22 protein-coding genes are annotated in these 22,591 nt (G+C 56.8%); 5 read left to right on the top strand and 17 right to left on the bottom strand.

Annotation, left to right across the window (positions count from 1 at the left end; translation table 11 throughout):
* Positions 1-140: 140 nt before the first annotated feature.
* Genes dctP through ACK2JC_RS19480 form a run of 4 tightly spaced genes read left to right on the top strand, consistent with a single transcriptional unit; the run spans position 141 to position 3,646 of the window.
* On the top strand, positions 141-917 hold the full coding sequence (gene dctP / locus ACK2JC_RS19495) for a TRAP transporter substrate-binding protein DctP (RefSeq protein WP_320937065.1): 777 nt from the start codon (positions 141-143) through the stop codon (positions 915-917).
* 23 nt (positions 918-940) lie between these two features.
* On the top strand, positions 941-1,525 hold the full coding sequence (locus ACK2JC_RS19490) for a TRAP transporter small permease (RefSeq protein ID WP_092370299.1): 585 nt from the start codon (positions 941-943) through the stop codon (positions 1,523-1,525).
* A gap of 18 nt (positions 1,526-1,543) precedes the next feature.
* Positions 1,544-2,836 (top strand): TRAP transporter large permease, encoded by a 1,293-nt coding sequence (locus tag ACK2JC_RS19485; protein ID WP_092370297.1) that lies wholly within the window; start codon positions 1,544-1,546, stop codon positions 2,834-2,836.
* Between the two features lie 12 nt (positions 2,837-2,848).
* On the top strand, positions 2,849-3,646 hold the full coding sequence (locus ACK2JC_RS19480) for an HpcH/HpaI aldolase/citrate lyase family protein (protein WP_368270935.1): 798 nt from the start codon (positions 2,849-2,851) through the stop codon (positions 3,644-3,646).
* Between the two features lie 85 nt (positions 3,647-3,731).
* Here the strand turns inward: ACK2JC_RS19480 and ACK2JC_RS19475 are convergent, their stop codons facing one another.
* From ACK2JC_RS19475 to ACK2JC_RS19430, 10 genes are all read right to left on the bottom strand, one after another.
* Positions 3,732-4,229 carry a CBS domain-containing protein gene (locus tag ACK2JC_RS19475; RefSeq protein ID WP_092370291.1) on the bottom strand — a complete coding sequence of 166 codons (498 nt, stop codon included), beginning with the start codon at positions 4,227-4,229 and terminating at the stop codon, positions 3,732-3,734.
* A 350-nt stretch (positions 4,230-4,579) separates the two neighbouring features.
* Positions 4,580-5,338, bottom strand: a complete 759-nt coding sequence (locus ACK2JC_RS19470; RefSeq protein WP_092370288.1) for a M23 family metallopeptidase — start codon at positions 5,336-5,338, stop codon at positions 4,580-4,582.
* A gap of 40 nt (positions 5,339-5,378) precedes the next feature.
* A complete protein-coding gene (locus ACK2JC_RS19465; RefSeq protein WP_118755516.1) occupies positions 5,379-6,341 on the bottom strand; it encodes a SpoIID/LytB domain-containing protein in 963 nt (320 codons plus the stop codon).
* Between the two features lie 220 nt (positions 6,342-6,561).
* Complete coding sequence (locus tag ACK2JC_RS19460) at positions 6,562-8,061, bottom strand: carboxypeptidase M32 (protein WP_368270936.1); 1,500 nt, start codon at positions 8,059-8,061, stop codon at positions 6,562-6,564.
* 113 nt (positions 8,062-8,174) lie between these two features.
* On the bottom strand, positions 8,175-9,167 hold the full coding sequence (locus tag ACK2JC_RS19455; RefSeq protein WP_411337651.1) for a Bug family tripartite tricarboxylate transporter substrate binding protein: 993 nt from the start codon (positions 9,165-9,167) through the stop codon (positions 8,175-8,177).
* A 15-nt stretch (positions 9,168-9,182) separates the two neighbouring features.
* Entirely contained in the window at positions 9,183-11,429 is a 2,247-nt protein-coding gene (locus tag ACK2JC_RS19450; RefSeq protein ID WP_368270938.1) for an ATP-binding protein, read from the bottom strand.
* A 188-nt stretch (positions 11,430-11,617) separates the two neighbouring features.
* Entirely contained in the window at positions 11,618-11,869 is a 252-nt protein-coding gene (locus tag ACK2JC_RS19445) for a hypothetical protein (RefSeq protein ID WP_227169580.1), read from the bottom strand.
* 115 nt (positions 11,870-11,984) lie between these two features.
* On the bottom strand, positions 11,985-13,490 hold the full coding sequence (locus tag ACK2JC_RS19440; protein ID WP_092370273.1) for a tripartite tricarboxylate transporter permease: 1,506 nt from the start codon (positions 13,488-13,490) through the stop codon (positions 11,985-11,987).
* 13 nt (positions 13,491-13,503) lie between these two features.
* On the bottom strand, positions 13,504-14,025 hold the full coding sequence (locus ACK2JC_RS19435) for a tripartite tricarboxylate transporter TctB family protein (protein ID WP_118755519.1): 522 nt from the start codon (positions 14,023-14,025) through the stop codon (positions 13,504-13,506).
* A gap of 25 nt (positions 14,026-14,050) precedes the next feature.
* Positions 14,051-15,181 carry a Bug family tripartite tricarboxylate transporter substrate binding protein gene (locus ACK2JC_RS19430; protein ID WP_092370267.1) on the bottom strand — a complete coding sequence of 377 codons (1,131 nt, stop codon included), beginning with the start codon at positions 15,179-15,181 and terminating at the stop codon, positions 14,051-14,053.
* A 272-nt stretch (positions 15,182-15,453) separates the two neighbouring features.
* Here ACK2JC_RS19430 and ACK2JC_RS19425 point away from each other — a divergent pair, with 272 nt between their 5' ends.
* Positions 15,454-16,170 (top strand): response regulator transcription factor, encoded by a 717-nt coding sequence (locus ACK2JC_RS19425; RefSeq protein ID WP_092370265.1) that lies wholly within the window; start codon positions 15,454-15,456, stop codon positions 16,168-16,170.
* A 111-nt stretch (positions 16,171-16,281) separates the two neighbouring features.
* Here ACK2JC_RS19425 and ACK2JC_RS19420 read toward each other — a convergent pair whose 3' ends face one another.
* The 7 genes from ACK2JC_RS19420 to ACK2JC_RS19390 form a co-directional block, all read right to left on the bottom strand.
* Complete coding sequence (locus ACK2JC_RS19420) at positions 16,282-16,809, bottom strand: GNAT family N-acetyltransferase (RefSeq protein ID WP_320936742.1); 528 nt, start codon at positions 16,807-16,809, stop codon at positions 16,282-16,284.
* A 101-nt stretch (positions 16,810-16,910) separates the two neighbouring features.
* A complete protein-coding gene (locus tag ACK2JC_RS19415) occupies positions 16,911-17,354 on the bottom strand; it encodes a VOC family protein (protein WP_092370259.1) in 444 nt (147 codons plus the stop codon).
* A gap of 157 nt (positions 17,355-17,511) precedes the next feature.
* A complete protein-coding gene (locus ACK2JC_RS19410; RefSeq protein ID WP_368270939.1) occupies positions 17,512-19,284 on the bottom strand; it encodes a beta-galactosidase family protein in 1,773 nt (590 codons plus the stop codon).
* A 17-nt stretch (positions 19,285-19,301) separates the two neighbouring features.
* Positions 19,302-20,414, bottom strand: coding sequence for a glycoside hydrolase family 88 protein (locus ACK2JC_RS19405; RefSeq protein WP_368270940.1), 1,113 nt, complete (start codon positions 20,412-20,414; stop codon positions 19,302-19,304).
* An 83-nt stretch (positions 20,415-20,497) separates the two neighbouring features.
* Positions 20,498-20,974, bottom strand: a complete 477-nt coding sequence (locus ACK2JC_RS19400) for a PTS system mannose/fructose/N-acetylgalactosamine-transporter subunit IIB (RefSeq protein WP_118755525.1) — start codon at positions 20,972-20,974, stop codon at positions 20,498-20,500.
* Between the two features lie 27 nt (positions 20,975-21,001).
* Positions 21,002-21,799, bottom strand: coding sequence for a PTS system mannose/fructose/sorbose family transporter subunit IID (locus tag ACK2JC_RS19395; RefSeq protein ID WP_092370248.1), 798 nt, complete (start codon positions 21,797-21,799; stop codon positions 21,002-21,004).
* On the bottom strand, positions 21,792-22,580 hold the full coding sequence (locus ACK2JC_RS19390; RefSeq protein WP_411337643.1) for a PTS mannose/fructose/sorbose/N-acetylgalactosamine transporter subunit IIC: 789 nt from the start codon (positions 22,578-22,580) through the stop codon (positions 21,792-21,794). The genes ACK2JC_RS19395 and ACK2JC_RS19390 overlap by 8 nt, the downstream gene beginning before the upstream one ends.
* Positions 22,581-22,591: the final 11 nt, after the last annotated feature.

Genomic DNA, 22,591 nt, shown 5'->3' with positions numbered 1-22,591 from the left:
CCCAAAAATTTTTGCAGGAACAAAGCACTTGCAAAATACGGTTTAATCTGCTAATATGCTGTTAGAGCAGTCAGCTTGTATACAAGTCTGTTGCAGATCACGATACTATTTAATTTAAACCCGCAAGGAGGAAAGGTTTTATGAAAAAATCAATCGCAATGCTTCTGAGTCTCGCCATGGCGGCATCACTTACGGCCTGCGGAGGCGGCAGCAAACCGGCAGAGACACCGGCTCCCGAATCAACCACCACGGCTGCGGCAGCCGATACGTCTGAGGAAGCCAAAACAGAAGCGGCGGCAGACGGGGCGGAAGATCCCTTCGCAGCATTAGGCGACTTTGTCATGACAATCGGCCATGCACAGCCGGAAGGAAATCCCAGATATGTTTCCATGGAGAAATTTGCAGCCGATGTTGCAGAAAAGACCAACGGCATGAACACCATTGACAAGACCTTTATCGCAATGGGCGCAACCACAACCACCATCCCCTACTCCGACCTGTACATGGGCTTAAAGACCAGCGTTGCGGACGGCCAGGAAAACCCGTGGGTAAACGTAGAGGGTATGAAGTTCTATGAAGTGCAGAAATACTTCACGGAAGTAAACTACCAGTTCCATCCGGATCCCTTCTATGTAAATGCAACCTGGTGGAATGCGCTTCCGACCGAGTATCAGGAGATCATCCAGGCGTGCGCAGACGAAATGTCCGTTTACAACGACCAGCTGATCGACGAGAACCAGAACGCTGCAAAGCAGGTTGTAATCGACGCAGGCTGTGAAGTATACGAGCCCACCGAGGACGAGCTGAAAGTATTCCAGGAGGCCGTGCAGGTTGTCTACGACCAGTGTATCGAAGAGGGTATGCTGACCGCTGAGGAACTGAAGGAAATGCAGGATATCGTGGCAAACGCAAAATAGCAACAGTTGGGCAGCCTGAATCATTGCGATTACGCATAATTTACGGCTGCCCTTCGTCTATCAGGAAGGGGCTGATTACCATCGAAAAGCTGAAGAAGGCAGGAGAGAAACTCTTCAATTTATATTTTGGCATTGGCGTGGTCGCAATGGGGCTTCTGGCCGTACTGGTCGTATTTGCCGTCATTGCCCGTTATTTCTTTTCGCACAGCTGGAAAGAGCTGGCGGAGTTTAATACAACGCTGTTTGCATTTACAACCTTTTGGGGAATGGGCATCAATGTGATCAAAAATGAACACGTCATGATCGATATCCTCTACGATGGCGTAAAGCCCGCCATCAAGCGCTGGCTCGCCGTGCTCAACTACGTGATCGTCATGATTGTGGACCTGGTCTTTACCTGGCAGGGCTTCAAATACGTGGCGGTGGCGGGCAAGCAGATCAGCCAGGGCATGGAGATTCCGATGAAATATATGTATGGAATCATGCCCGTATGCGGAATCATCTGCGCCCTCTGCATCGCGGTTAAGATCGTCGAATTCATCACCGCGGATGTCTCGTACTTTGAACCGAAAAACAAGGCCCTCACCAAGGATGAGGCGGCTGCTTAAGAAAGGAGAGAAAATCTTATGGCAATGATCATTCTTTTAGTGCTGCTGATTTTCTTCGCAGCTCTGGGCGTGCCGCTGGCATTTGCAATCGGCGCTTCCTGCGTTACATATATCACGACCAACGCCCCCCATTTCATCAGCATGGTTCCCCAGCGAATCTGGAACGGCGCGTACAGCGAGCTGATGATCGCCATGCCGCTGTTTATGCTGGCGGGCGAACTGATGAATACCGGCGGAATCACAAAGCGGATTATCAATTTCTGCCTTCAGCTGCTGCGCCCGTTCCACGGCGGCCTGGGAGAGGTCAATATCGTGGCTTCCATGATATTCGGCGGAATCTCCGGCTCTTCCGTGGCGGATACGTCGGCCCTTGGCAGTATCTTGATTCCGGCGATGGAAGAACAGGGCTATCCGCCCTCCGCATCGGCGGGTATTACCGTAGCTTCCTCCACCATGGGCATGATTATCCCGCCCTCCACGCCCATGATCGTGTATTCCATGATTTCCGGCGCTTCGGTAGGCGCGCTGTTTATGGCGGGCGCCGTGCCGGGGATTCTGATTGGCCTGACCCAGCTGGTTCTGGTATTCTGGATCAGCCACAAGAAACGCTGGCATCCCAAACGCGCTCCTTTTGTGATGAAGGAATTTGTTTCAGCAATTTTGTCCGGTATCCCGGCGCTGCTGATGCCGATTTTCATTATCGTATGCGTGTCCTTCGGCGTGTGCACGGCCTCTGAGAGCGCGGGCGTTGCAGTGCTGTATTCCCTGCTGGTCGGATTTTTCGTGTACCGGGAGCTGACCTGGACCGACGTGTGGAACGCGCTGAAAAAAACGCTGATTTCCTCCTCCTCCATTATGCTGATCATCGGCTTCACCACCATTTTTACCTGGGTGCTCACCATGCAGAAGGTTCCGCAGATCGTAGCCGGATTCTTCATGGGTCTGAACATGCCCGCGTGGGGAATTGCGCTGATGTTCGACGTCATGATTCTGATGATCGGAACCTTTATCGACGTAAGCCCGGCCATCCTTCTGCTGACCCCGATCATGCTGCCGGTTATGCAGAACTATGGATTTTCCCCGCTGCAGTTCGGCGCAATGATGATCACCGGCCTGGCCATCGGTCTGGTAACGCCGCCGGTGGGCATGTGCCTGAACGCGTGCAACAAGATCAACCGTATGCCCATTGTGGAAATTTTCAAGGGAGCGCTGCCCTTTGTTATCTGTAACGTGATCGTACTGGTCGTGATCAGCCTCTGGGGGCCGCTGACCACCTGGCTGCCGGGCCTTCTGGGCTACAGCGTATTTTAAAGGAGAGGCAAAATGACATTAAAAGAAAAAATGAAACAGGGGCCGGTTTTCGGAATGGCCTGCTTTACCGGTACGACCTGTGTGATTGAAAATATCGCCATGTCCGGGCTGGATTTCATCTACCTGGACCTGGAGCACACCAACTATATGCTGGACGAGGCATTCGAGAAGCAGATCATGGCCGCGAAGCTCCATGACATTTCCATTCTGGTCCGGATGGCGGACGACAATGAGGTGGCCATCCGCAAGGTGCTGGAGTGGGGCGCTGAGGGCGTGGTAATCCCCCACTGCAAGACGGCCGAGATGGCCAGGCGCTGTGTGGAAGCCGCCAAATTCTCCCCCATGGGACGCCGGGGCGGCGAAAGCAATGTGCGCGCGGCCGGTTTCGGATATCACAATTTTGACTGGAACACCTATATGGAACAGCAGAACCGGGACACCATGGTCATTCCCATGGACGAGGATTATGAGTTCACGGATCACCTCGACGAGATTCTGGATGTGGAGGGCGTGGATGCCGTAAACTTCGGACCCATTGACTACGCTGTAAGCAAAAACCTGAGAGTCGGCTATTCCATGGGCGAGGAAGTAAAGGAAGCTTACCGGGCGCTGGTTGCCAAGGCCCAGGCCAGGGGCATCGGCGTTCTGGGGCCGGTGGTTCCGCCCACAAAGGAGAATCTGGAACAGGCGATCAAGGACGGCTACAACATGATCATTCTCGGAAATGACATGTGGCATTTCCAGAAATCCCTGAAAGACATGATGCAGCAGGCCGTGGAGCCGGTCAGGGAAGCGGTTGTCGGAAAATAACATTTTAAAAACATAAAACCCGGGACGAAGAATGGATTGTCTTTCTTCGTCCCGGGCTTTGTTCTGCCGGTAATTGAATATTCGGTTACAGCACCACTGCCTCGGCGCTCCTGGAACTGCTCACAACCCCCTGGAGCAGCTTTTTCTTGTCCCGCTCTGCGATGCGGGCGTTCTCCTGAAGCGTCTCGCACTTCTGGTAGAAATACTTAATGATATCTTTCCGAGTGATAATTCCGATAAAGCACTTCTGATCGTCCAGCACGGGGACGAAGTTCTGATTCAGCGCCTTGCCGATCAGGTCCTCCATGTTGGCGTCCGCTTTCACGGGGCGGTTGTCCAGGCGCCGCCTGATTGCGGTAACCGGGATCTTCTCCGCGCTTTTTAAATCCAGATTGAACTGATTTTTAATCCCCCACAAAAGATCGCCCTCTGTAAGCGTCCCCACGTACCGGCCGGTGCGGCTGACAATCGGTACCGCGGAATATTTGTGGTATTCCATCTTCTCCAAAGCCTGTCTCAACGTATCATCTTCACTTATGTACGCCACTTCACTTTTGGGAGTCAGGAAAAATAATATATTCATATTGTCACTCCTTCTTCTCCTCGTTCTTAATACAGTTTACTACAGTCCTCTGAACCGAATGTGAACAAATTATTATAAAAATCTGAAATTTCTTAAGATGCGGGAAAGGGTATATTTTCCTTCGGGAAATGCCTCCCGCCCGGTCCAGCGGCAAAATGCCGCCGGCTGCGCGCCTGCGGCATTTTCGGACAAAAAGGAGTTTTTAAGGATTATTCGTAACTGTTCAGTAGGTCTGCGCACTTACTGCGCTGACCGTATGAAAACCTAAGCCTGCTGGCAAAAATCCCATCGATGAAGTCGATTTTATATGGATTTTTGCCCATGTCTGTGAAGGTACTGAACAGATCCGATTATTCCATGTAGTCCAGCGGGTCCACGGTTTTACCCTCGTGCTGAAGCTCGAAGAATACGTTGACTCCCTCCACGGAATAATATTTTGTGGGCTCGGAGACATAACCCAGAGTCTGTCCGGCTTCCAGGTACTCGCCCTCCACCGCGCAGACTTCCTTGAGCTGTCCGCAGATGGCAGTGTAATCATTTCCCAGATCCAGGGTCACATAATTGCCGATCTCCTCGTTGCTGCCCACCGCAACCACCTTGGCGTTGGCCGGAGCCGTCACCGGGGTGCTGACGTCGGACTGGATCACCAGGCCGGGGTTGCATTTGTACTGGTCCAGGGTGGGGAAATAAATGGTCTGGTCCATACTGTAGTCCAGCAGCACATTTCCGCGAACCGGCCATGTCATCTTGCTGGTATCCGTAAAGTTCAGAACCAGCGGTTTTGCGGCATCCTTGCCCGCTCCGGCCTCTGCGGCCAGATCATCCCCCGCGTTGTTCGCGGGCGTTTCCTTTATCGCGGAAGCCAACGCTTCCTCCTTTGTCTCTTCCACAGGCGCTGCATTTGATGCGCCTGCCACCTGGGTGTCCCCCTGGGTTCCTTCCTGGGCGATGGTGTCCGGTCCCGGAATCTCCAGGTACGGGCTGGTCTCTTTCCCATTTCCTCTTTGAACGGTAAACACTCCTGCTGCGGCTACTATAGTCAGCAGGCCCAACACTAGCATGACAAGAAACAGCTTATCCTTGAGCATCTGGTTTATTTTGTCTCTCACGTTTATCACCTCGGTACTATTCTTACCAAACCGAGGGTTCTTATTCAGAAATCAATTCAATATTTTTATAAAAATACGTGAGTATCTCCTCCGCCTTCCACCCCTCCCTGGCCCGGGCGTTGGCGCCTGCCTGGCTGAGGCCGTATCCGTGTCCGATTCCCTTGGCTACGGCGCGCATGCCGTCCTCGTATGGCTCCAGCGTGAAGCAGGCGGATTGCAGCCCCAGGGCGTACTGCACCTCCTCGCCGGTAAAATCGTGGCCTCCGATCTGCAGCGCCGTCACGTAGCCGCCGTCGTCCCGGGACACGATCTGCACCGAATCGGGAATCTGCCCCGGCTCCACCGGGCGGGCGCCGGAACTGCTGTCCGGGATTCCGCTTATTTTTCCGGCAAATTCATCTCTGGTGAAGGTGAGCATCTGCAGATAGCCGTCCGCCTCCACGTCCTTCGGGCAATCCACCGGCTGAAGGTAGGGATGTCCCTCGTCCCCAGCCCTGGTTCTCCCCGCGGTGGCCCGGCAAAACATGGCGTCTATGTACTGTCCGTCGCAGACCATCGTCACCCCCGCAGTGGACTGCACCGCATCCTCCAGCTTTTCATAGATCGCCGGAAACTGGGCGCTTCCCCAAAGCGCTTTCATCTGCGCCGTCTCCATACAGTCCAAATCCAGGGCTGATTCCGGCACCTCCTGAACCGACCCGTCCCCCGGGCTTCCTCCCATCTGTTTGTATATGTAGGTTCTGGCCACCACCGCTTGGGCCCGCAGAGCCTCAATCTCATAGTCCGCGGGCATCTGGCGCGCCAGCACCCCCGGCAGATACTCCTCCACATCCATGTAATATCCCGTGCCGCCCCTATCCAGCAGAATCCGCCGTTTTCCCACCGCTCCGGCCTGCTGCTCGTGGCGCAGCTCCTCCCCGTGAATCGTGCCTGTCCAGGCCAGAGTCGTCAGATAGGGAACCATCAGCCCCGCCAGCACGCCCACAATGATCCGTCTGTTCATCTCCGCTTTTCTCCCTCCCTGCTTTTTGCATTTCTTTGCGCTGCTATCAGTATATGAGCGCATGCAGGGCGATATGCGCGGCCGCCGCCGGATGTCCCTCTCCCTTTCCCCGGAAACGCAAAAATACCGCCCCGGGGATCAGACTGGCAGCGCCAATCTGTATCGGGACGGCATTTTTATACTCCGGTTTCAGCCCGGGCCCATTCTCCTGCCCTTGCGATTACGCCTCCACCTCATAAAGTTTTCCATATTTTTCCTTCAAATACCGCACATAATACTTCGGGTCAAAGTCCTCCCCGGTCACGTCCTTTAAAATGGTCCGGCTGTCCTTCAATTTGCCGTACTGGTGAATATTTTCCCGCAAATACTCCCGGATCGCATCCACCTTGCCCTGCTCCAGCAAGCCCTCAAAGTCCATTTCCTGTTTCATGTGGTAGTAGAGCTGCGCTCCAAAGGCGCTGCCCAGGGCGTAGGACGGAAAGTAGCCGAAGGAGCCCTGGGACCAGTGGATGTCCTGCAGCACGCCCTGGGCGGGATTCTCCGGGCGGACGCCCAGGTATTCCTCGTACTTGTCGGCCCAGAGCTGCGGCAGCTTCTCCACGTCCAGGTCTTCCTCGATCAGCTGTTTCTCGATCTCATAGCGGATCAGCACGTGAAGGCTGTAGGTCAGCTCGTCTGCCTCGGTGCGGATCAGGCCCGGCTCCACCTTGTTGACCGCCTCCACAAACTGATCTAAGTCCACGTTCCCCATCTGATCCGGGAACATTTCCTGGACCTTTCCGTAGATGGGCGCCCAGAAGGCGGGGCTGCGGCCGATGATATTTTCGAAGAAACGGGACTGGGACTCATGCATACCCATGCTGGCCCCCTGGCCCACCGGCGTCAGGGTCAGATCGTCCCGGATTCCCAGCTCGTAGATGCCGTGTCCGGCCTCGTGGATCACGGAAAACAGAGAGCTGTCCACACGGTCCGTGTAATGGGTGGTGATTCGCACGTCCTTGTTGTGCAGGTTGGTGGTAAAGGGATGGGCGCTGACCGCCATCACACCTTTATCAAAGTCAAAGCCGACGTATCCGGCCAGGAAACGCCCCAGCTTTTCCTGCTTCTCCTCCGGGTAATCGCCGGTCAAAAAGCCGTCGTCGATTTTCTTTTTGCTCTCCGTCACCTGTTTCAGAAACGGCACCAGCTCCTCCTTCAGGATGCCGAAGAAGCGGTCCAGATTTTCCATATTAAAACCCTTCTCGTAGGTGTCCAGCATCACGTCGTAGAGCCTCTGTCCGTCCTTTGCCCGGTAACCGGCGAATTTCTTCTGATACTCGATCACTTTCTTCAGGGTGGGCGCGAAGCTGTCGAAATCGTTGTCCTTCTTTGCCCTGGACCACACGGCCGTGGACTTGGCCACCAGCCTTGCGTTGTCCTCATATTCGTTCCTCGGAATGCAGTCCAGCTGTTCCAGCTCGTCCGCCACCTCCCGGACGTTGGCCGCCTGGACCTCGTCCAGTCCCTGCTCCGCCTGCAATTCCTTTACCAGCGCTTTCATCCGGTCGTTGGTTATGGCCTGGAAATATTCGCCGGACAGGGTGCCGATCACGTTGCTGGTCAGCTCCCCCGCCTCCTTTGGCGCCAATGTTTCGTTGTCCCACTCGAACAGGGTCATGGCTGTTTTCAGCGCCATCGCCCGGTCCAGGTATGTTTTAAACTCCTCATATGCCTTGCTCATGTTTTATAATCTCCCTTCTCACAGCTAAAGGACACTCTTGGCCAGAGTGTCCCCAATCTGTTCTCATTTTATGCGAAAAATGTTCGAAAGTCAAACGCCGGTGAACGAGAAAATCACCAGATTTCATCCAGAAGCTGGGCGTACTCTTCGTTGACTTCATCCAAAAATTTACAAAAACCGTCTCTCCCCTGGTAGTCCACGGTCCAGCCGTACCGGTCGCAGGCGGCGGCCCACTCCTTGGTGCCCGCCATCTTGCAAAGCGTCTCCCCCCAGTATTCCACCGCCTCCTCGGGCATATCCTCAGGTCCGAAAATCCCCCGCCAGTTGCTGAAATCCGCGTCGATTCCCAATTCCCGGCAGGTGGGAATCTGCGAGAGCGCCTCCCCTTCCAGGTGGTTGGGCGAGGTCACGGCCAGCACCCGGATGTCCCCGCTCTCCACCAGCCCTAAAACGTCGCTGATCCCCGCGCTCATCACATCCACCCGCTCTCCCATCAGCTGGGCCAGCACGCCGCCGTTTTCAAACCCTTCATAGGGAATCTCCTGCAGCGCTTCCACCCCCGCCGCGTGGGCGATTTTCAGGAACTGGACGTGGTCCATGGAGTATTCGGAGGAAGTGCCTCCCACCTTCACCGATCCGGGGTCCGCCTTCAGCTGGTCCATGACCTGGTTTAAGGTCTGATAGGGGGAATCCGCCCGCACGGCAAAGCAGCCGTAATCCACCGCCAGTTTGGCGATGGGCGTGGTGTTTTCCCGGTAGTTGAGCTCTGTGCTGCCGTTTAGATTGATCAGGCACAGCGGCGGGGAGTAGACCACCAGCATGTCGCTGCTGCCCCGCTTCTCGTGCATGTACTCCAGGCACACCCTTCCACCCCCGCCGGGCTTGTTGGTCACCGGCAGAGGCACGCTCACCAGCCCCGTCTCCTGCAGGCACTGGGCCATGGCGCGCACGGTCAGGTCATACCCTCCCCCCGGCCCCGCGGGCGCGATCAGCTCCACCGCCTCCCGCGGGTAGGTTCTCTCCTCCTGCTCCTGGTTCTCCCTGCCGCAGCCAACCAGGGCCGCAGCCAGTAAAACCGTCAAAATCCATCGTGTCCATTTTTTCATAACCCTCTCCGCCTTTTAATACTCGATCATGTCCAGCTGCCTGCGGTATCCCTTGTCGATGGCCGCCACCAGCTCTTCAAAATTTACCGGTTTTATCAGGATGTTGTCGATCTGCCCGTCCTGGCGCAGCTCCAGGGCCTCCCGGTCCACCAGGCCGGTGATCATGATCACGCACAGGTAGGGCTGAAGCTTCTTCATCCTCTGGGCCAGGGCCGTTCCCTTGATCCCGGGCATCATGTAATCCACAATCACGGCGTTCCAGTGAATCCGGCCGTTTACCATATCCTCCAGCGCTTCCTCCGGGTCCGTGTAGCCGTCCACATGGTACCCCCGCCGTTCCAGGCGCTTGCGCAGATATTTCACCACGCTCTCCTCGTCGTCGATCAGGGCGATGGAAATCTGCTTGACCTCCTCCCGCTTCTCCGGCTGACGCTGAATCTGAACCGCGCAGACGCCGATGGTCACCGGCAGGTAAATGTAGAAACAGCTTCCCTCCCCGGGCCTGCTCTGCGCGCTCACGGCCCCGCTGTGGTTGATCAGAATGTCCTTGACCACGGACAGCCCCAGCCCGGTGCCCTCGCCAGCCTCCTTGGTGGTGAAAAACGGGTTGAAAATCTGGTGCAGGACCTCCTCGCTCATACCGCAGCCCGTGTCGCACACCGCGATCTCCACATAGTCCCCGTCCGCCATCTCCCGGCAGTGCTCCGGCAGCTCCTCCCGGCTGATGCGCCTGGTTTTCACCGACAGCAGGCCGCCGTCCTTCTCCATGGCCTGACAGGCGTTGGAGTAGAGGTTTAACAGCACCTGGTGCAGCTGGGTGGCGTTGCCGTAGACGTTTACATTTCCGTCGTCCAGCTTTTCCTCCAGCCGGATGTTGGAGGGAATAATGAGCCGGATCATCTTCAGCGCATCCCGGATGATCACATCCAGATTCACGGACTTGAAGGAGGCTGTGTCCGTCTCCTTGCGGCTGAACGGCAGAATCTGCTCCACGATTTCCTTGGCCCGGGTTCCCGCCTTGTGAATCTCCGCAATGTCCTCAAAATATTCGCTCTTTCTGCCCAGCTGTTCCTCCAAAAACTCCGAATACCCCAAAATGGGCGTCAAAAGATTGTTGAACTCGTGGGCGATGCCCCCGGCCAGCGTGCCGATGGTGGTCAACTTCTGGTAATGGCGCGCCTCCTCCCGGCTCTGGTGCAGTTCCTCCAGGGTGCTGTTGATCTCCTTTAAATACTTGGTCTCCAGCCTCAGCTTCTGGCGGTTGCGCAGCAGGTGGTAGATAATGGTCCCGGCGGCGATCACCAGAAACAGCACGGTGGCCGCCAGCAGGCCGAAGCGCTTTAACATGTTGTTCTGCAGCTCCACCGCCTTGGAATAGGGCATTGCCGTGGAAACGTACCAGGAATTTCCGCTCAAATTCATGCGGGAGAAGGCAGCGATCACCTGCTCCCTGGGCAGAATGCCGCCGGAGTAGGAGTCGTACACCGCGGTGCCCTCCTCGTAGGTGTACTGCTTTTCCAGCATCCGGCGCAGGCTCTCATACTGGGGCATGGAATCCAGCTCCGGGATATCCCGCTCATAATTGAATTGCAGCATCCGGGAATCCGGGTGCATGATAATGTTCCCGTCCCCATCCTTCACCACAATATCGCCCTGATCCCGGAAATTCAGGTTAGCCACATACCGCTTGTAGAGCACATCCAGATCCATGACGCTGATCACGGTGCCCAGATATCCGTTTCCGCCGTAAACGTTGGTGACCAGTGTCATGCCACAGCGCTGCTCGTCGATGGGGAACACGTTTCCGATCCCGCTCTCACGCTTTCTGGCGGACTCGGCCAGCCCCAGGGCCTCCTCGTCCAGCTCCCCGCTAAAGGGATACTGGTTGTAGTGGAAAATCTCCTGTCCATACCGGTCCAGCACATAGATCCGCACCGGGTCCTGCTGGTGGGACTGCATGTAGGAAAAGATATACTCCTTCATCCGGGCCGTCTCGCCCACGGTATAGTAATATTCCATGGATTCCAGAAAGCCGGGGGTCTGGGTCACGCTGCGGATGTCCCGCAGCTGGTCGGATATGTACAGCTCCATGTTCTGGGCCACCGCCCGGGAGATCAGAAGCAAATGCTGTTGTTGCTGCTCCACCACCATTTTGGTGTACGCGTCGTAGGTGTTGTACATGATTCCGGCGAAAAACAGCAGCGCAGCTCCCATCAACAGCGCCAAAATGATTTTCCTCTTCTCCTCCAACAACACCTTCATGTTTGTTCCCCCGTATTTACGAAATCCGCGGCCCGGTCAGGCCGGTCCCGGTATGATTTTATCTCTTCATTATACCATCGATCCCGGTTTCCGGGAAGCCCCCCTGTCCGGGTGGAGATCGGTATGCCGCCTTTCGAGAAGCCCCTGCCTGAGGGCGGCCCGGCTGCCGTCCGCTGGAAAATCCCCGTCTATTTCCGCAGCCCGCCCCGGCAGAACGGGCAGCAGGAGCCTTTGGGCAGCGGGTATTTCATGTCCAGCTTGCGGCCGCAGTGGGGGCAGCGGTAGGAGCTCTTTTCCAGGATATACGAGCCCAGCAGCATGCAGAGTCCGGCCAGCCACAGGCCTGCGGCCAGGAACAGGATTCCGGCCAGAGCGGCGGCGATGCAGATGGGCTTTACATACTTTAACGGGATTCTTGCTCTCAATACGCTCTGTTTCATCAATATTCTCCTTATAGGGCCGGGCGCGGGGCCGACAGCGCCTTAACCGGCCTCCGCCTCATTGCAAATACGGGCCCGGCGGCGGCAAGATATGCCCCGTCAGGCCCGTCACAGGTCAGCTTTTCTTTTTCCGGATGAGCGGTTTCACCACCGGGTTTAAAAGCACCACCAGACAGATGATCAGGATGATCCCCGTCACCGGCCGGGATAAGATGTTAACCGTCTCCTCCCACAGGCTGTTGCCCGCGGCAATGGTGTAGGCGCGGCGCAGGTTGGATTCGCAGATCACGCCCAGCACCAGCCCCAGAATCATGGCGGAGCTGTTGAATTTACAAGTTACAAATACAAATCCGATCAGTCCGGAGATGGCCATCAGGATTACGTCCACCGCCGTATTCTTGGTCGCGTAGGCGCCGATGGTTGCCATCATGATGATGGTCGGTCCAAGGATGCTGTAGGGCACCTTTAAAATCTGCACGAATATCTTTGCGATCACAATCGCTGCAAACACCATGATAATGTTGGCTACCATCATGGACGAGAACGTAGCCGCCAAAAACTGGGGCTGGTTCACCAGCAGCAGCGGACCCATGGTAACGCCCTTCAACACCAGGGCGGACATCATGATGGCTGCGGCGTTTCCTCCGGGGATACCCAGGGAGAGCAGGGGAACCATGGAACCGCCGGTGGCGGCGTTGTTTCCCACCTCAGGGGCGGCGATGCCGTCGATACAGCCGGTTCCGAACTTCTCAGGGTGTTTGGACAGCTTCTGCTCCGTGGAGTAGCACAGGAAGGAGGCGATGGTCGCTCCGGCTCCCGGCAGAATTCCCACCACGGTGCCCAGCACGGAACATCTGGCGATAATCCATTTGACGGAGAGCAGCTCTTTTATCGAAGGCATCTTGGCAGAAACACTCTTCTTGCTGTCCCCCACCGCCTGAAGCTTGGCGGGTTTGTTGGTCTGCTTTAACACTTCGGTTACGGCGAAGAATCCGATCATCACCGGGATCATCTCGATGCCCGAGGTCAGGAACCGGGTTCCGAAGGTGAGGCGCGGCACTCCCAGCAGGGGGTCTAAGCCGATACAGGCAAGCAGCAGGCCGATTAGACCGGAAATAATGGTGCGGCAGATATTGTCCGTCTCCAGGCTGGTCAGAATGGACAGGCCCATAAAGGAGATGGCAAACAGCTCGGAGGGGCCAAAGCTTAAGGCCGCCTGGGTCAGCTGCGGGCTTAAAAGCAGCATACAGATGGCTGCGAACACACCGCCGATGGCCGAACAGATCAGCTGCACGCCCAGGGCCTTGCCCGCCTCGCCCCGTTGGGCCATGGGATAGCCGTCGTAGGTGGTCGGCGCGCTGGAGGGCACGCCGGGGATTTTAAACAGGATGGCCGTCATGCCCCCGCCGGTAACGGAAGCGCAGTAGATGGCCACCAGAAAGGCGATGGCGTCCACCGGAGTCATCCGATAGGTGAAGGGAATCCCAAGGGTTACGGCCATGGTGGCCGACACGCCCGGCAGAGCGCCGAACAGAGTCCCCAGGAAAACGGCGAAAATAAGCAGTAAAAACATTTTCGGCGCAAATACCACCGAAAGTCCGCTGGTCAATAAGTCTAGCATTCTGGCACCTCCTTTAAACCGCCGGGATCAGGGATTCCACAAACAGGGCGAAATTCCGCAGGAACGGCACCTGTCCTCTGGGAAGCATAACTCCCAGGAATACTGCGAATCCGATGTACAGAAGCACGGTGATCAGCACAGAGGTCACCAGGAGCAGCACCATGTTGCGCTGTCCCAGGAGCAGCCCGTAAGCGATGAGGAACAGCAGACAGGTGGCGATAAATCCCACCGGCTCATACATCAGCGCCATGATCACCACCAACGCCATGCCGAAAAACAGCTTGCTCTTCACCAGGCGGACGATGGAGGGGAAGAAGTCCTTAAAGGAAGCGGCCACGTCCTCTTTCCGGTTCCGTTTGAAAAATTTGTAAATGTTCCAGCAAATGGCCGGGATCAACAGCAGCAGCAGGGCCTGGGGCCACTGCTCCGCGCCAAGTTCATTGGCGGCGGAGACTGGCATGGTGGCTCCCACGTAGAAGTAACAAAATATGGAGAATCCCAGCAATAACAGGTTGACGATCAATTCCAGTGCCATAATTTGATTGCTCCTTCCTGAGTCCTTACTTGATTAAACCCGCTCCCTTCAGATAATCCTCAAAGGTCACGTACTCTTCGTCGATCAGCTTCTGGAAAGTCGCTGCATCCGCGTAGCCTTCACGGTCAAGATAGCTGGCGTTCTTTAAGAATTCCTGGTATTCCGGGCTTTCCCAGGCTGTTTTCAGAGCCGCAGCCATGGAATCCACAGCCGCATCCGGGGTGTCCTTGCGGCAGAAGATACCGCGCCAGGTTCCCACGTAGGAATCGATGTCGTGTTCCCCGGTGCACTCCACGTTGGGGAAGGAGGACATGCGGTTCTCGGACATGGAGATTAAGGGAACAATGTCGCCGGACTCGATCAGACCCTTGATCTCGTCAGCGCCGGTGATATTGATGTTGATGTGGCCGCCCACCATGGCGGAGCTCAACTCGGAGCCGCTGGAGTAGTTGACGATCTTCACATACTGCTCTACTTCCGTGATACCGCAGCCCAGGCCGCCGGCCAGCGTCTGCTTTAAGGATACGGAGTCAGCGCCGGTTGCGGTCAGCATTCCGCAGGTCAGCTCCTGGGGATGTTCCTTCGCATATGCCACGAACTCGTCGAAATTGGTATATTTTCCTTCCATTGCCTTCTTGGAGGAGGCAATGATGTTGATGGAGTGAACCAGCTTGGAAACCGGGCGGAATTCCTGCTTAAAGTCCACGGGAAGGATTTTCTGCAGGTCCAGCATGATGTGGGACTGTGTGCCCAGCACAAAGGTGTAACCGTCGGCCGGCTGCTTGTAGGTAAAGTCGATGCCGTTGGCGCCGCCTGCGCCCTCCACGTTCACGATTTCAACCGGCACGCCCAGATTTTTTTCCAGTATCGGCTGAAGGGGACGAAGCGTTCCGTCCGCGCCGCCGCCTACGCCCCATGGGCAGACGATGGTGACCTTGCGCTCCCACTTCCAGTCGTCGGCCGCAGCCTGGGTATCGGCTTCCTTAGCCTCGCCTCCGGCCGCCTCGCTCCCCGCCGCTTCTGTGGCCGCCGGAGCCGCCGGCGCCGCCGTGGTGCTGCCTCCGCCGGAGCTGGAACCGCAGCCGGACGCTGCCGCCGCTGTCATAAGCACCGCCATTGTCATTGCCAGACGTTTCATTACAGACCTTTTCTTCATACCATTTCCTCTCTTTCCGCTTTTAAATATCTGTGCATTCTGCACATTTTTTCGTTCTGAGCCAATCTTACTTTATGAATCTTAACTGATCGAATGGGTTTTCTTAAATTTCTGTAAGGTAAATAAAACGGGATGTATCCCCCTGCCGTTTGTGTTATAATAGCGTTAAGAAATACAGCCGCCGTGTCCAAACTGAAGAAAAATCCTACCGCTCACGGGCGGGCGCGTAATTTTCAGATGGACGGCGGGCAGCATCAAAGGAGGGGAGTATCTTGGAAAATAACCGTATACTTGTGGTGGACGACGATCCGTCGGTGCGGCGCATCATTTGCCGCGTATTGGGAAGCGAGGGACTCTCCACTGAGGAGGCGGACGGAGGGGTGGCCGCAGTCCGCATGGCCATGTCCAATCCCTATTCCCTGATTATCCTGGATCTGATGATGGACGACATGGACGGATTTCAGGTCATCCACCATCTGCGGACCAACGGCATTTTAACGCCCCTGTTCGTACTCAGCGGGCGGCAGGCGGAGGTGGATAAGGTTCTGGCACTGGGAATCGGGGCCGACGACTACATCACCAAACCCTTCAGCACCATGGTGCTCTGCGCCAAAGTCAAAGCCTGCCTGCGCAGGTCCAGCCTGTTGTCCGGCCACGCCAACGAGCTTATCGCCGGACCGTTCCGCTATATCTGCGACGAGATGCGCCTGTTTAAGCAGGGTGAGGAAATCTTTCTCTCCGGCAAGGAATGCCTGCTCATGAAGTATTTCCTCAGCAACCAGAACAAGATTCTGACCAAGGACCAGATCTACCGCTACGTGTGGAACGACGACTTTGTGGACGACAACACCATCATGGTCCACATCCGCCGCCTGCGCATGAAGATCGAGGACTCGCCCGGCCACCCGGTGTATTTGAAAAATATCCGGGGCATGGGGTATCAGTTTGTGGCGGAGGAAGTGGAAGGGCGAAGCGCGATGGTGGGGTGAGGGGGACGGACGGCCCGAAAATCTCCCCCGCACACCACGCAAAACAGGGATGGAATCCGCTGGATCAAAGCGGATTCCATCCCTGTTTTGTTTTTCTTGTTTCCCAATATTTTACAAAATTTTCTGATACAGCTCAAACTGATCCAGCCCGAAATGGCTGTATCCCAAATCCACCATACCGATGTACGAAAAACCGTATTTCTTGTATAACCCGATGGCGGGGCTGTTCTTCTCATAAACATCCAGGCGGATCGCTTTCACCTGTTTTTCACGGCAAAACGCAATGACGGCCTCCATCAGCGCCTTGCCAATCCCCGTGCCCAAAAAGTCCGGGTGGACGGCCAGGGTGTACACCACCATCACTTCCTCCGCCGTCAGGTCCAGACCCCAGTCCACCGTCCCGTAAGCTGGTTCCGTCTTGTGCTCCAGGATCACGGTCCCGGCGATGCGGCTATCCCGCCGGAGCACGTACAGGGTTTCCTGGTTCACCCCATTTTCGGCGTCCTCCCGGGCCGGATAGACATCCTTTTTCCAGCCGGGATAATTGGTATGGTCCGCCAGATAACGGTTGATACTGTCGTAAAGCAACGCAACCTCGTCAAGGTCCGCCGCGGTCGCCTGTTCCAATACCGGTTTCATTTCCATTTCCTCTTATCTTTCATTACTGCTGCTGCTTCCTCTGCCGGACTCCTGCCGCCGTTCTCCCTTTTCAGACACAGAAAACAGCCGCCCCGTCCCGGTCAGGACCAGCTTTGCAGCTCCAGAATATTTCCCTCGCAGTCCGACGCGTAGACAAAAACCGCGCGCTTTCCGCCCGGGTACTCCGCCGTCACCAGCTCCCCGATCTGCCCTCCACCGTTCTCCAGTACCCGCTTTAAAGTCTCCTCCACATCGTCCACCTCAAAGGCCAGATGAGCCAATCCGCAGCGGTTAATTTTCGGGTCCGACTCCTCCATATGATCATAGGAAAATATTTCCAGTGTCGGGTGGTCCTCCCCGTATCCGGGCAGGCAGAGGTGTTCCCCTACAATATGCGCGCCGGAAAGTCCGGTCAGCCTATCCAGCCACTCCCCCCGCAAATCTCTCGTCTCCCCAATGCTCCGGCAGTGAAATACTTCTTTATAAAAGGCGATCAGCTTTTTGTGGTCCCTGGCGATCATATTCGTATGCGCATAGCGAAACATGTGCCTGCACCTCCTTTATATTCCGTATTTCCCCATTCTACCACAAACTCCGGGCGCGCGGAATACATGGCCGGTTATTTTATCACAGCTATTTCGTCACAGCGCAAAAAACGGCGGCCCATCAAACCGATGACCCGCCGCCGTTTCCATATTAATTCTATTCGTATTCCACATACACCGGACATTCCTCCAGCCACAGCGCCCCGGCCGTCTTTCCCTCGGTCTCGAACACGACCAGCTGATTTTTGCCCTCCCGCAGCAGCGGGGCCGGTATGTACAGGTACTGCACCGGGCCCTCGGACCAGTAGCGGCCCAGGTTGAAGCCGTTGATAAAGGCGGCGCCCTTGCCCAGCTCCCGGCAGTTTAAGAAGGTGTCCTTTGGCTGATCCACCTGGAACTCGTAGCGGTAGAACGCCGGGGTGTCCTGAATCCATTCCTTCTCAAAATCCACCTGTTCCACGTTGTCCAGGGGCAGCGCGTACTGCTCCCAGCCGCTCTCAAAGTGGATGTCCACCATGACGCCGGCCCGGATTCCCTTGCGCTGGGTGGGGGCCTGGAGCTTGTAGCCGTAGTTCACCCGGCCCATGTTTTCCACCAGCAGGTCCAGCCGGTTCTCCGGGCCGAAGAACAGCTCCAGCTCCTCGCCGGAATTGTTCTGGTACTGGGTTCCCTCGAACACGCCGTTGAGGTAATACTGCACCCGGTCCGAAGCCTGAACCGCCTTCACCTTCATTTTCCGGTTGTAGCCCTTTACCTGGGTGCGGTACAGCATGTAGCCGTAACCATTTCCCGCCTCCTCCATGGTCATGGGGTAAGCGCTTCTCTGGCACTCCGCCAGATCGTCCAGGCAGGAGAACAGGGATACCTTTCCGGTCAACTCCGCCTTTCCATAGGCGGCCCGCTCATGCACCCTGGGCTCCCCGGTGGGAATCTCCGGAAACAGCTCCCGGATCACCTCCCGGACCTGATAGAACTTCTCCGTTGGCTGTCCCCACTCGGTCAGGATGGCGTCGTAGTTGTAGGACGTGATCTGGGGCAGGTCGGTGTATCCCCTGGCGGAGCAGCCGTTGTAAAACCCGAAGTTGGTGCCGCCCTGGAACATGTAGAGGTTGATGCTGGCCCGCTCCAAGAGCTGACGCACCTCCATGGCCAGGTCCTCCGCGTCCCGGGTGATGATCTTCTCCCTCCAGCGGTTGAACCAGCCGTCCCAGAACTCCATGCACATGAGAGGCCATCTGCGCCCGTGGCGCTTGAAAAATGCCTCGAGCACGTCCATGTTCTCATCGGAGCGGGAGCCGAAATTGGCGGTGGCGAGCACGCCGTCCTCGATCAGGCTTCCCGACTCCAGCGCCGCGTCCCACGCGCCGTCCGAGGTGAAAAACGGAACCTCCGCCCCGAAGCGCTCCATCAGGGACTTGATCTGGCGTAGGTACTCCTTGTCGTTGCCGAAGGAGCCGTATTCATTTTCCACCTGCATCATGATCACGGGGCCGCCGCGGGTGATCTGAAGGTCCGCGATCTGCCGGAACAGCTCCCGGTAATAGGCCTCCACCTTTTCCAAAAACAGGGGGGTATTGGTCCGCACCTTCATATCCGGGTAGCGCAGCAGCCAGGCGGGAAGACCGCCAAGCTCCCACTCCGCGCAGATAAAGGGGCTGGGCCGCAGGATCACGTGCAGCCCCATGGCCCCGGCCAGGCGCACAAAGGCCGCCACATCCCGGCTGCCGGAGAAGTCAAACTCCCCTTCCTCCGGCTCGTGGATGTTCCAGGGGATGTAGGTCTCCACGGTGTTGAACCCCATGGCCTTTAAGTTGTAAAGGCAGTCCTCCCAGTATTCCGGCATCAGGCGGAAATAATGGACCGCGCCGGAGAGCAGCTTCACAGGCTGCCCGTCCAGGCAAAACGCTTCATTGATCTCAAATCTACTCATGGTTTGTCTCTCTCCTGTCACAAAAACGGGATCCAATCCGGGTTCGCCAGCCGCATCAGGCCTTCCATATAGAAATAATCTCCCCAAAGGTTCGGTTCGTCCACGCCCTTGTTCTCCCCATAGGCGTACACGCCGTGAAGCAGAAGGCCCTCGCTGTCCGGCTCTGCCTCAGACGAGGCCAGATCGCGGCAGGTCTTTAGCATTTCCTCCGCCTTCTCCCGGTCGCCCATCTCCAGCATGCCGCAGGCCGCCACGGCCAGTGCCGAGCTGTCCCAGGGCTGGCCGTCCCCATCCTTGAACACCAGATCCCAGTAGGGCATGCCGCTTGCGGGCAGATGCTCCAGGAAATACCGCACCACCCGGTCGTGGCGCTCCTGCTCCTCCTGTGTAAAGGCCCGGCCGGAAAACCTGACGTGCAGCGGTATGCCGTAAATGGCCCAGGCCTGCCCCCTGGCCCAGCAGGAGCTGTCGCTGTAGCCCTGGTGGGTGGCCCCGTGGGAGGGCGCGCCGGTTTCGCTGTCAAAATAGTAGGTGTGGTAGGTGGAGCCGTCCTCCCGGATGATCAGGCGGATCACATTTTCATAGTGGCGCTGCGCCATTTCCCGGTAATGGGCTTCCCCGGTGATCTCAGCCGCCGTGTACAGAAGGGGCAGGTTTAACAGGGAATCGATGATCAGGCGGTATTCCTTGGGGTCCCCGGACTTGCCCCAGGCCTGGATGAAACCGCCCTTTTCCTGGAAACGGGCCGCCAGCACGTCCGCCGCTCTCACGGCCAGGTCCCGCTGGCCCTCGTCGCCGGTGATGCGATAAGCCGCCACCACGGACGGGCTGTAGAGGAATCCGATGTCATGGTGGTCCAGGACGAAGTGATCGTCCAGGCGCTGCTTAAAGCTGTCCGTGTTCTTCAGGGCCAGGGTTTTAAACGCCTCATCCCCGGTGTGCAGATAGGCCATCCAGAGCATGCCGGTCCAGAAGCCGTTGGTCCAGTCATCGTTTTTCTTGATCCGGTACTTGCCGCCGGTGGCGCAGGCCGACGGGAAATCCGTGCCGTACCGCTCCATGTTCCGCTTAAGTACGCCGCAGATACGGTCCAGCTCCTCCGCCATCCATGTAAGCTTCTCTTCTCTCATAAACGCTCCTCTTTGTCTGCGTTTTCCTGATAAAAAAGAGCGTCCGCGCCGCTCTCTTTTACCGTCTCACGCGTTACCGCGGGTTAGAAAAAATTCTCGATTCCCGTGGCCGGGTCGTCGGGCACCATCTGAGCCGTCACCTTGATTCCGGCGGCCAGCAGCCGGTCCACGGCGGCCTTCTCCTCGGGGGTCATGCTGACGGACTTCTTGTACTGGGTGGTTCCCGGACGGTTGGACATGTTGCCGATGTTCACCGGCAGCAGCTGCACGCCCATTTCCAGCATTTTCACCAGGGTTACGGGGCTCTTCACGATCAGCATCACGCGCTGGCCGTCGTAGTTGCCGTTCTGGATGTTGGCCACAGCCTTCTCCAGGGGCAGAATGGAGGTGTTGACGCCGGCGGGGGCCGCCATGCGCAGAATCGCCTTCTCGTTGTCATTTGCAGCCACCGCGTCGTCGATGACCATGATGCGGTTTACCTTCAGTCCGGTGGACCAGCGGGTGGCCACCTGTCCGTGGATCAGGCGGTCGTCAATCCGAATGTGTACGAATCCTTTCATTGTGTTTCCTCCTTCTTTATATGAACATTAAGCAAATACTTTCAGGTTGTAGGCCAGAATGCCAACCACCACCAGCAGCAGGGTGACTCTGGTCGAGTTCATTTTCTTTCTTCCCAGCATCCAGTAGGCGAAGAACACCACCAGGGTGGGGGCCAGGGACGGCATGATCTTGTCTGCCAGCTCCTGGACGGAAATGCTCACCTCGCCCCAGGAGAACTCGTAGGCGAACCGGGCGTTGACCACGGAGGGGATCAGGGCGCCGATCACGGTGATACCTAAAATGTTGGCCGCCTTGGTGATCTTTTTCAGGCGGTTTCCGATCTCGCTGACGATCTTCGCGCCCTCCCGGTAGCCCAGGGAGAAGAAATTCTTCATGCAGAACATGCGCAGCAGGCCGAAGAAGATCCAGAGCACCAGAGCCAGGGGGCTTCCCTCTAAAGCCATATAGGAGGCGATGGAGCCGATGATGGTGGACGGGATCACGTGGAACAAGGTGTCGCCGATTCCGGCCAGGGGGCCCATCATACCGGTCTTTAAGGCTGCGATAGTGTCCGCGGCCTCCGCTCCCGTCTGGTCCTGCAGGGCGCAGTCCACGCCCATGATGATGGGAGCCATGGTGTTGTTGGTGTTGAAGAACTGGAGCTCGGTCTTGGCTAAGGTTTTGCGCGCCTCCTCGTCCTTCTGCTTTTTGATCATGGGCAGCATACTGAAGTAGTAGCCGAGACCCTGCATTTTCTCATAGTTCCAGCCTGCGCCTCCCAGGAAATACCATCTCCAGAATACGCTTTTTCCCTCTTTTGTCAAACCGTTATTCGTATTACTCATCGCCCATTTCACCTCCTGCATTTACTGTAACCTGCGCCGCTGCGGGCGTCTCGTCCTTCTCGGACTGGAAGCTTAAGATTGCGAACGCCAGACCCACCAGGGCCGCGCCCAGCACCGGAACCTTGAGGTAGGCCGCCAGCACGAATCCCACGATCAGGTAGGAAATGTTGCGGCTCACCGGCAGGTAGCGCAGCAGGATCGCAATACCCAGGGAAGGAAGGATTCCGCCGGCGGTCTTCAGGCCGTTCATCAGCCACATGGGCAGATGGTTCACCCCCAGATTTACGAAGTCTGAACCGAACACCAGGGCAAGGAATACCGGAAGCATACGGGAGATGGACTGGGGGATCAGGCCCAGCAGGTTCATCCGCGCCGCGGACTCAAAATTTCCGTTCTCAACCAGCCGCTCCGCTCTGTGCTGGAAGTATGTATTGGAGAATCTGGCCAGGATGTCCAGCTGGATCATCAGAAGGCCGATGGGGATAGCCAGGGTCACGCCGAACTCGGCTCCCTGTCCGCTCTGGATGGCGAAGGCCGTTCCCAAAAGCGCGCCGGTCATGTAGTCCGGGATGGAAGCGCCGCCGAAGTTGCCGATTCCCAGCACCAGCAGGTTCAGCGTACCGCCGACTACCAGGCCGGTGGTCACGTCTCCCAGCACCAGGCCGGCGAAGAATCCCGCCATGGTGGGTTTTACCGTTCCGAAGGTTGTGTTGTTGCCGTCATAAAATGCAAATCCCGCGTAGAGCGTAATCAGCAGAATCTGCCACCACTGTATTGTCATTGTCTATTCCT

This window comes from Enterocloster lavalensis, assembly GCF_046603895.1.
In the GTDB taxonomy this organism is placed as follows: domain Bacteria; phylum Bacillota; class Clostridia; order Lachnospirales; family Lachnospiraceae; genus Enterocloster; species Enterocloster lavalensis.
The sequence above is the reverse complement of the archived record's forward strand: the minus strand, read 5'-3'. Positions and strand labels throughout refer to the sequence as shown.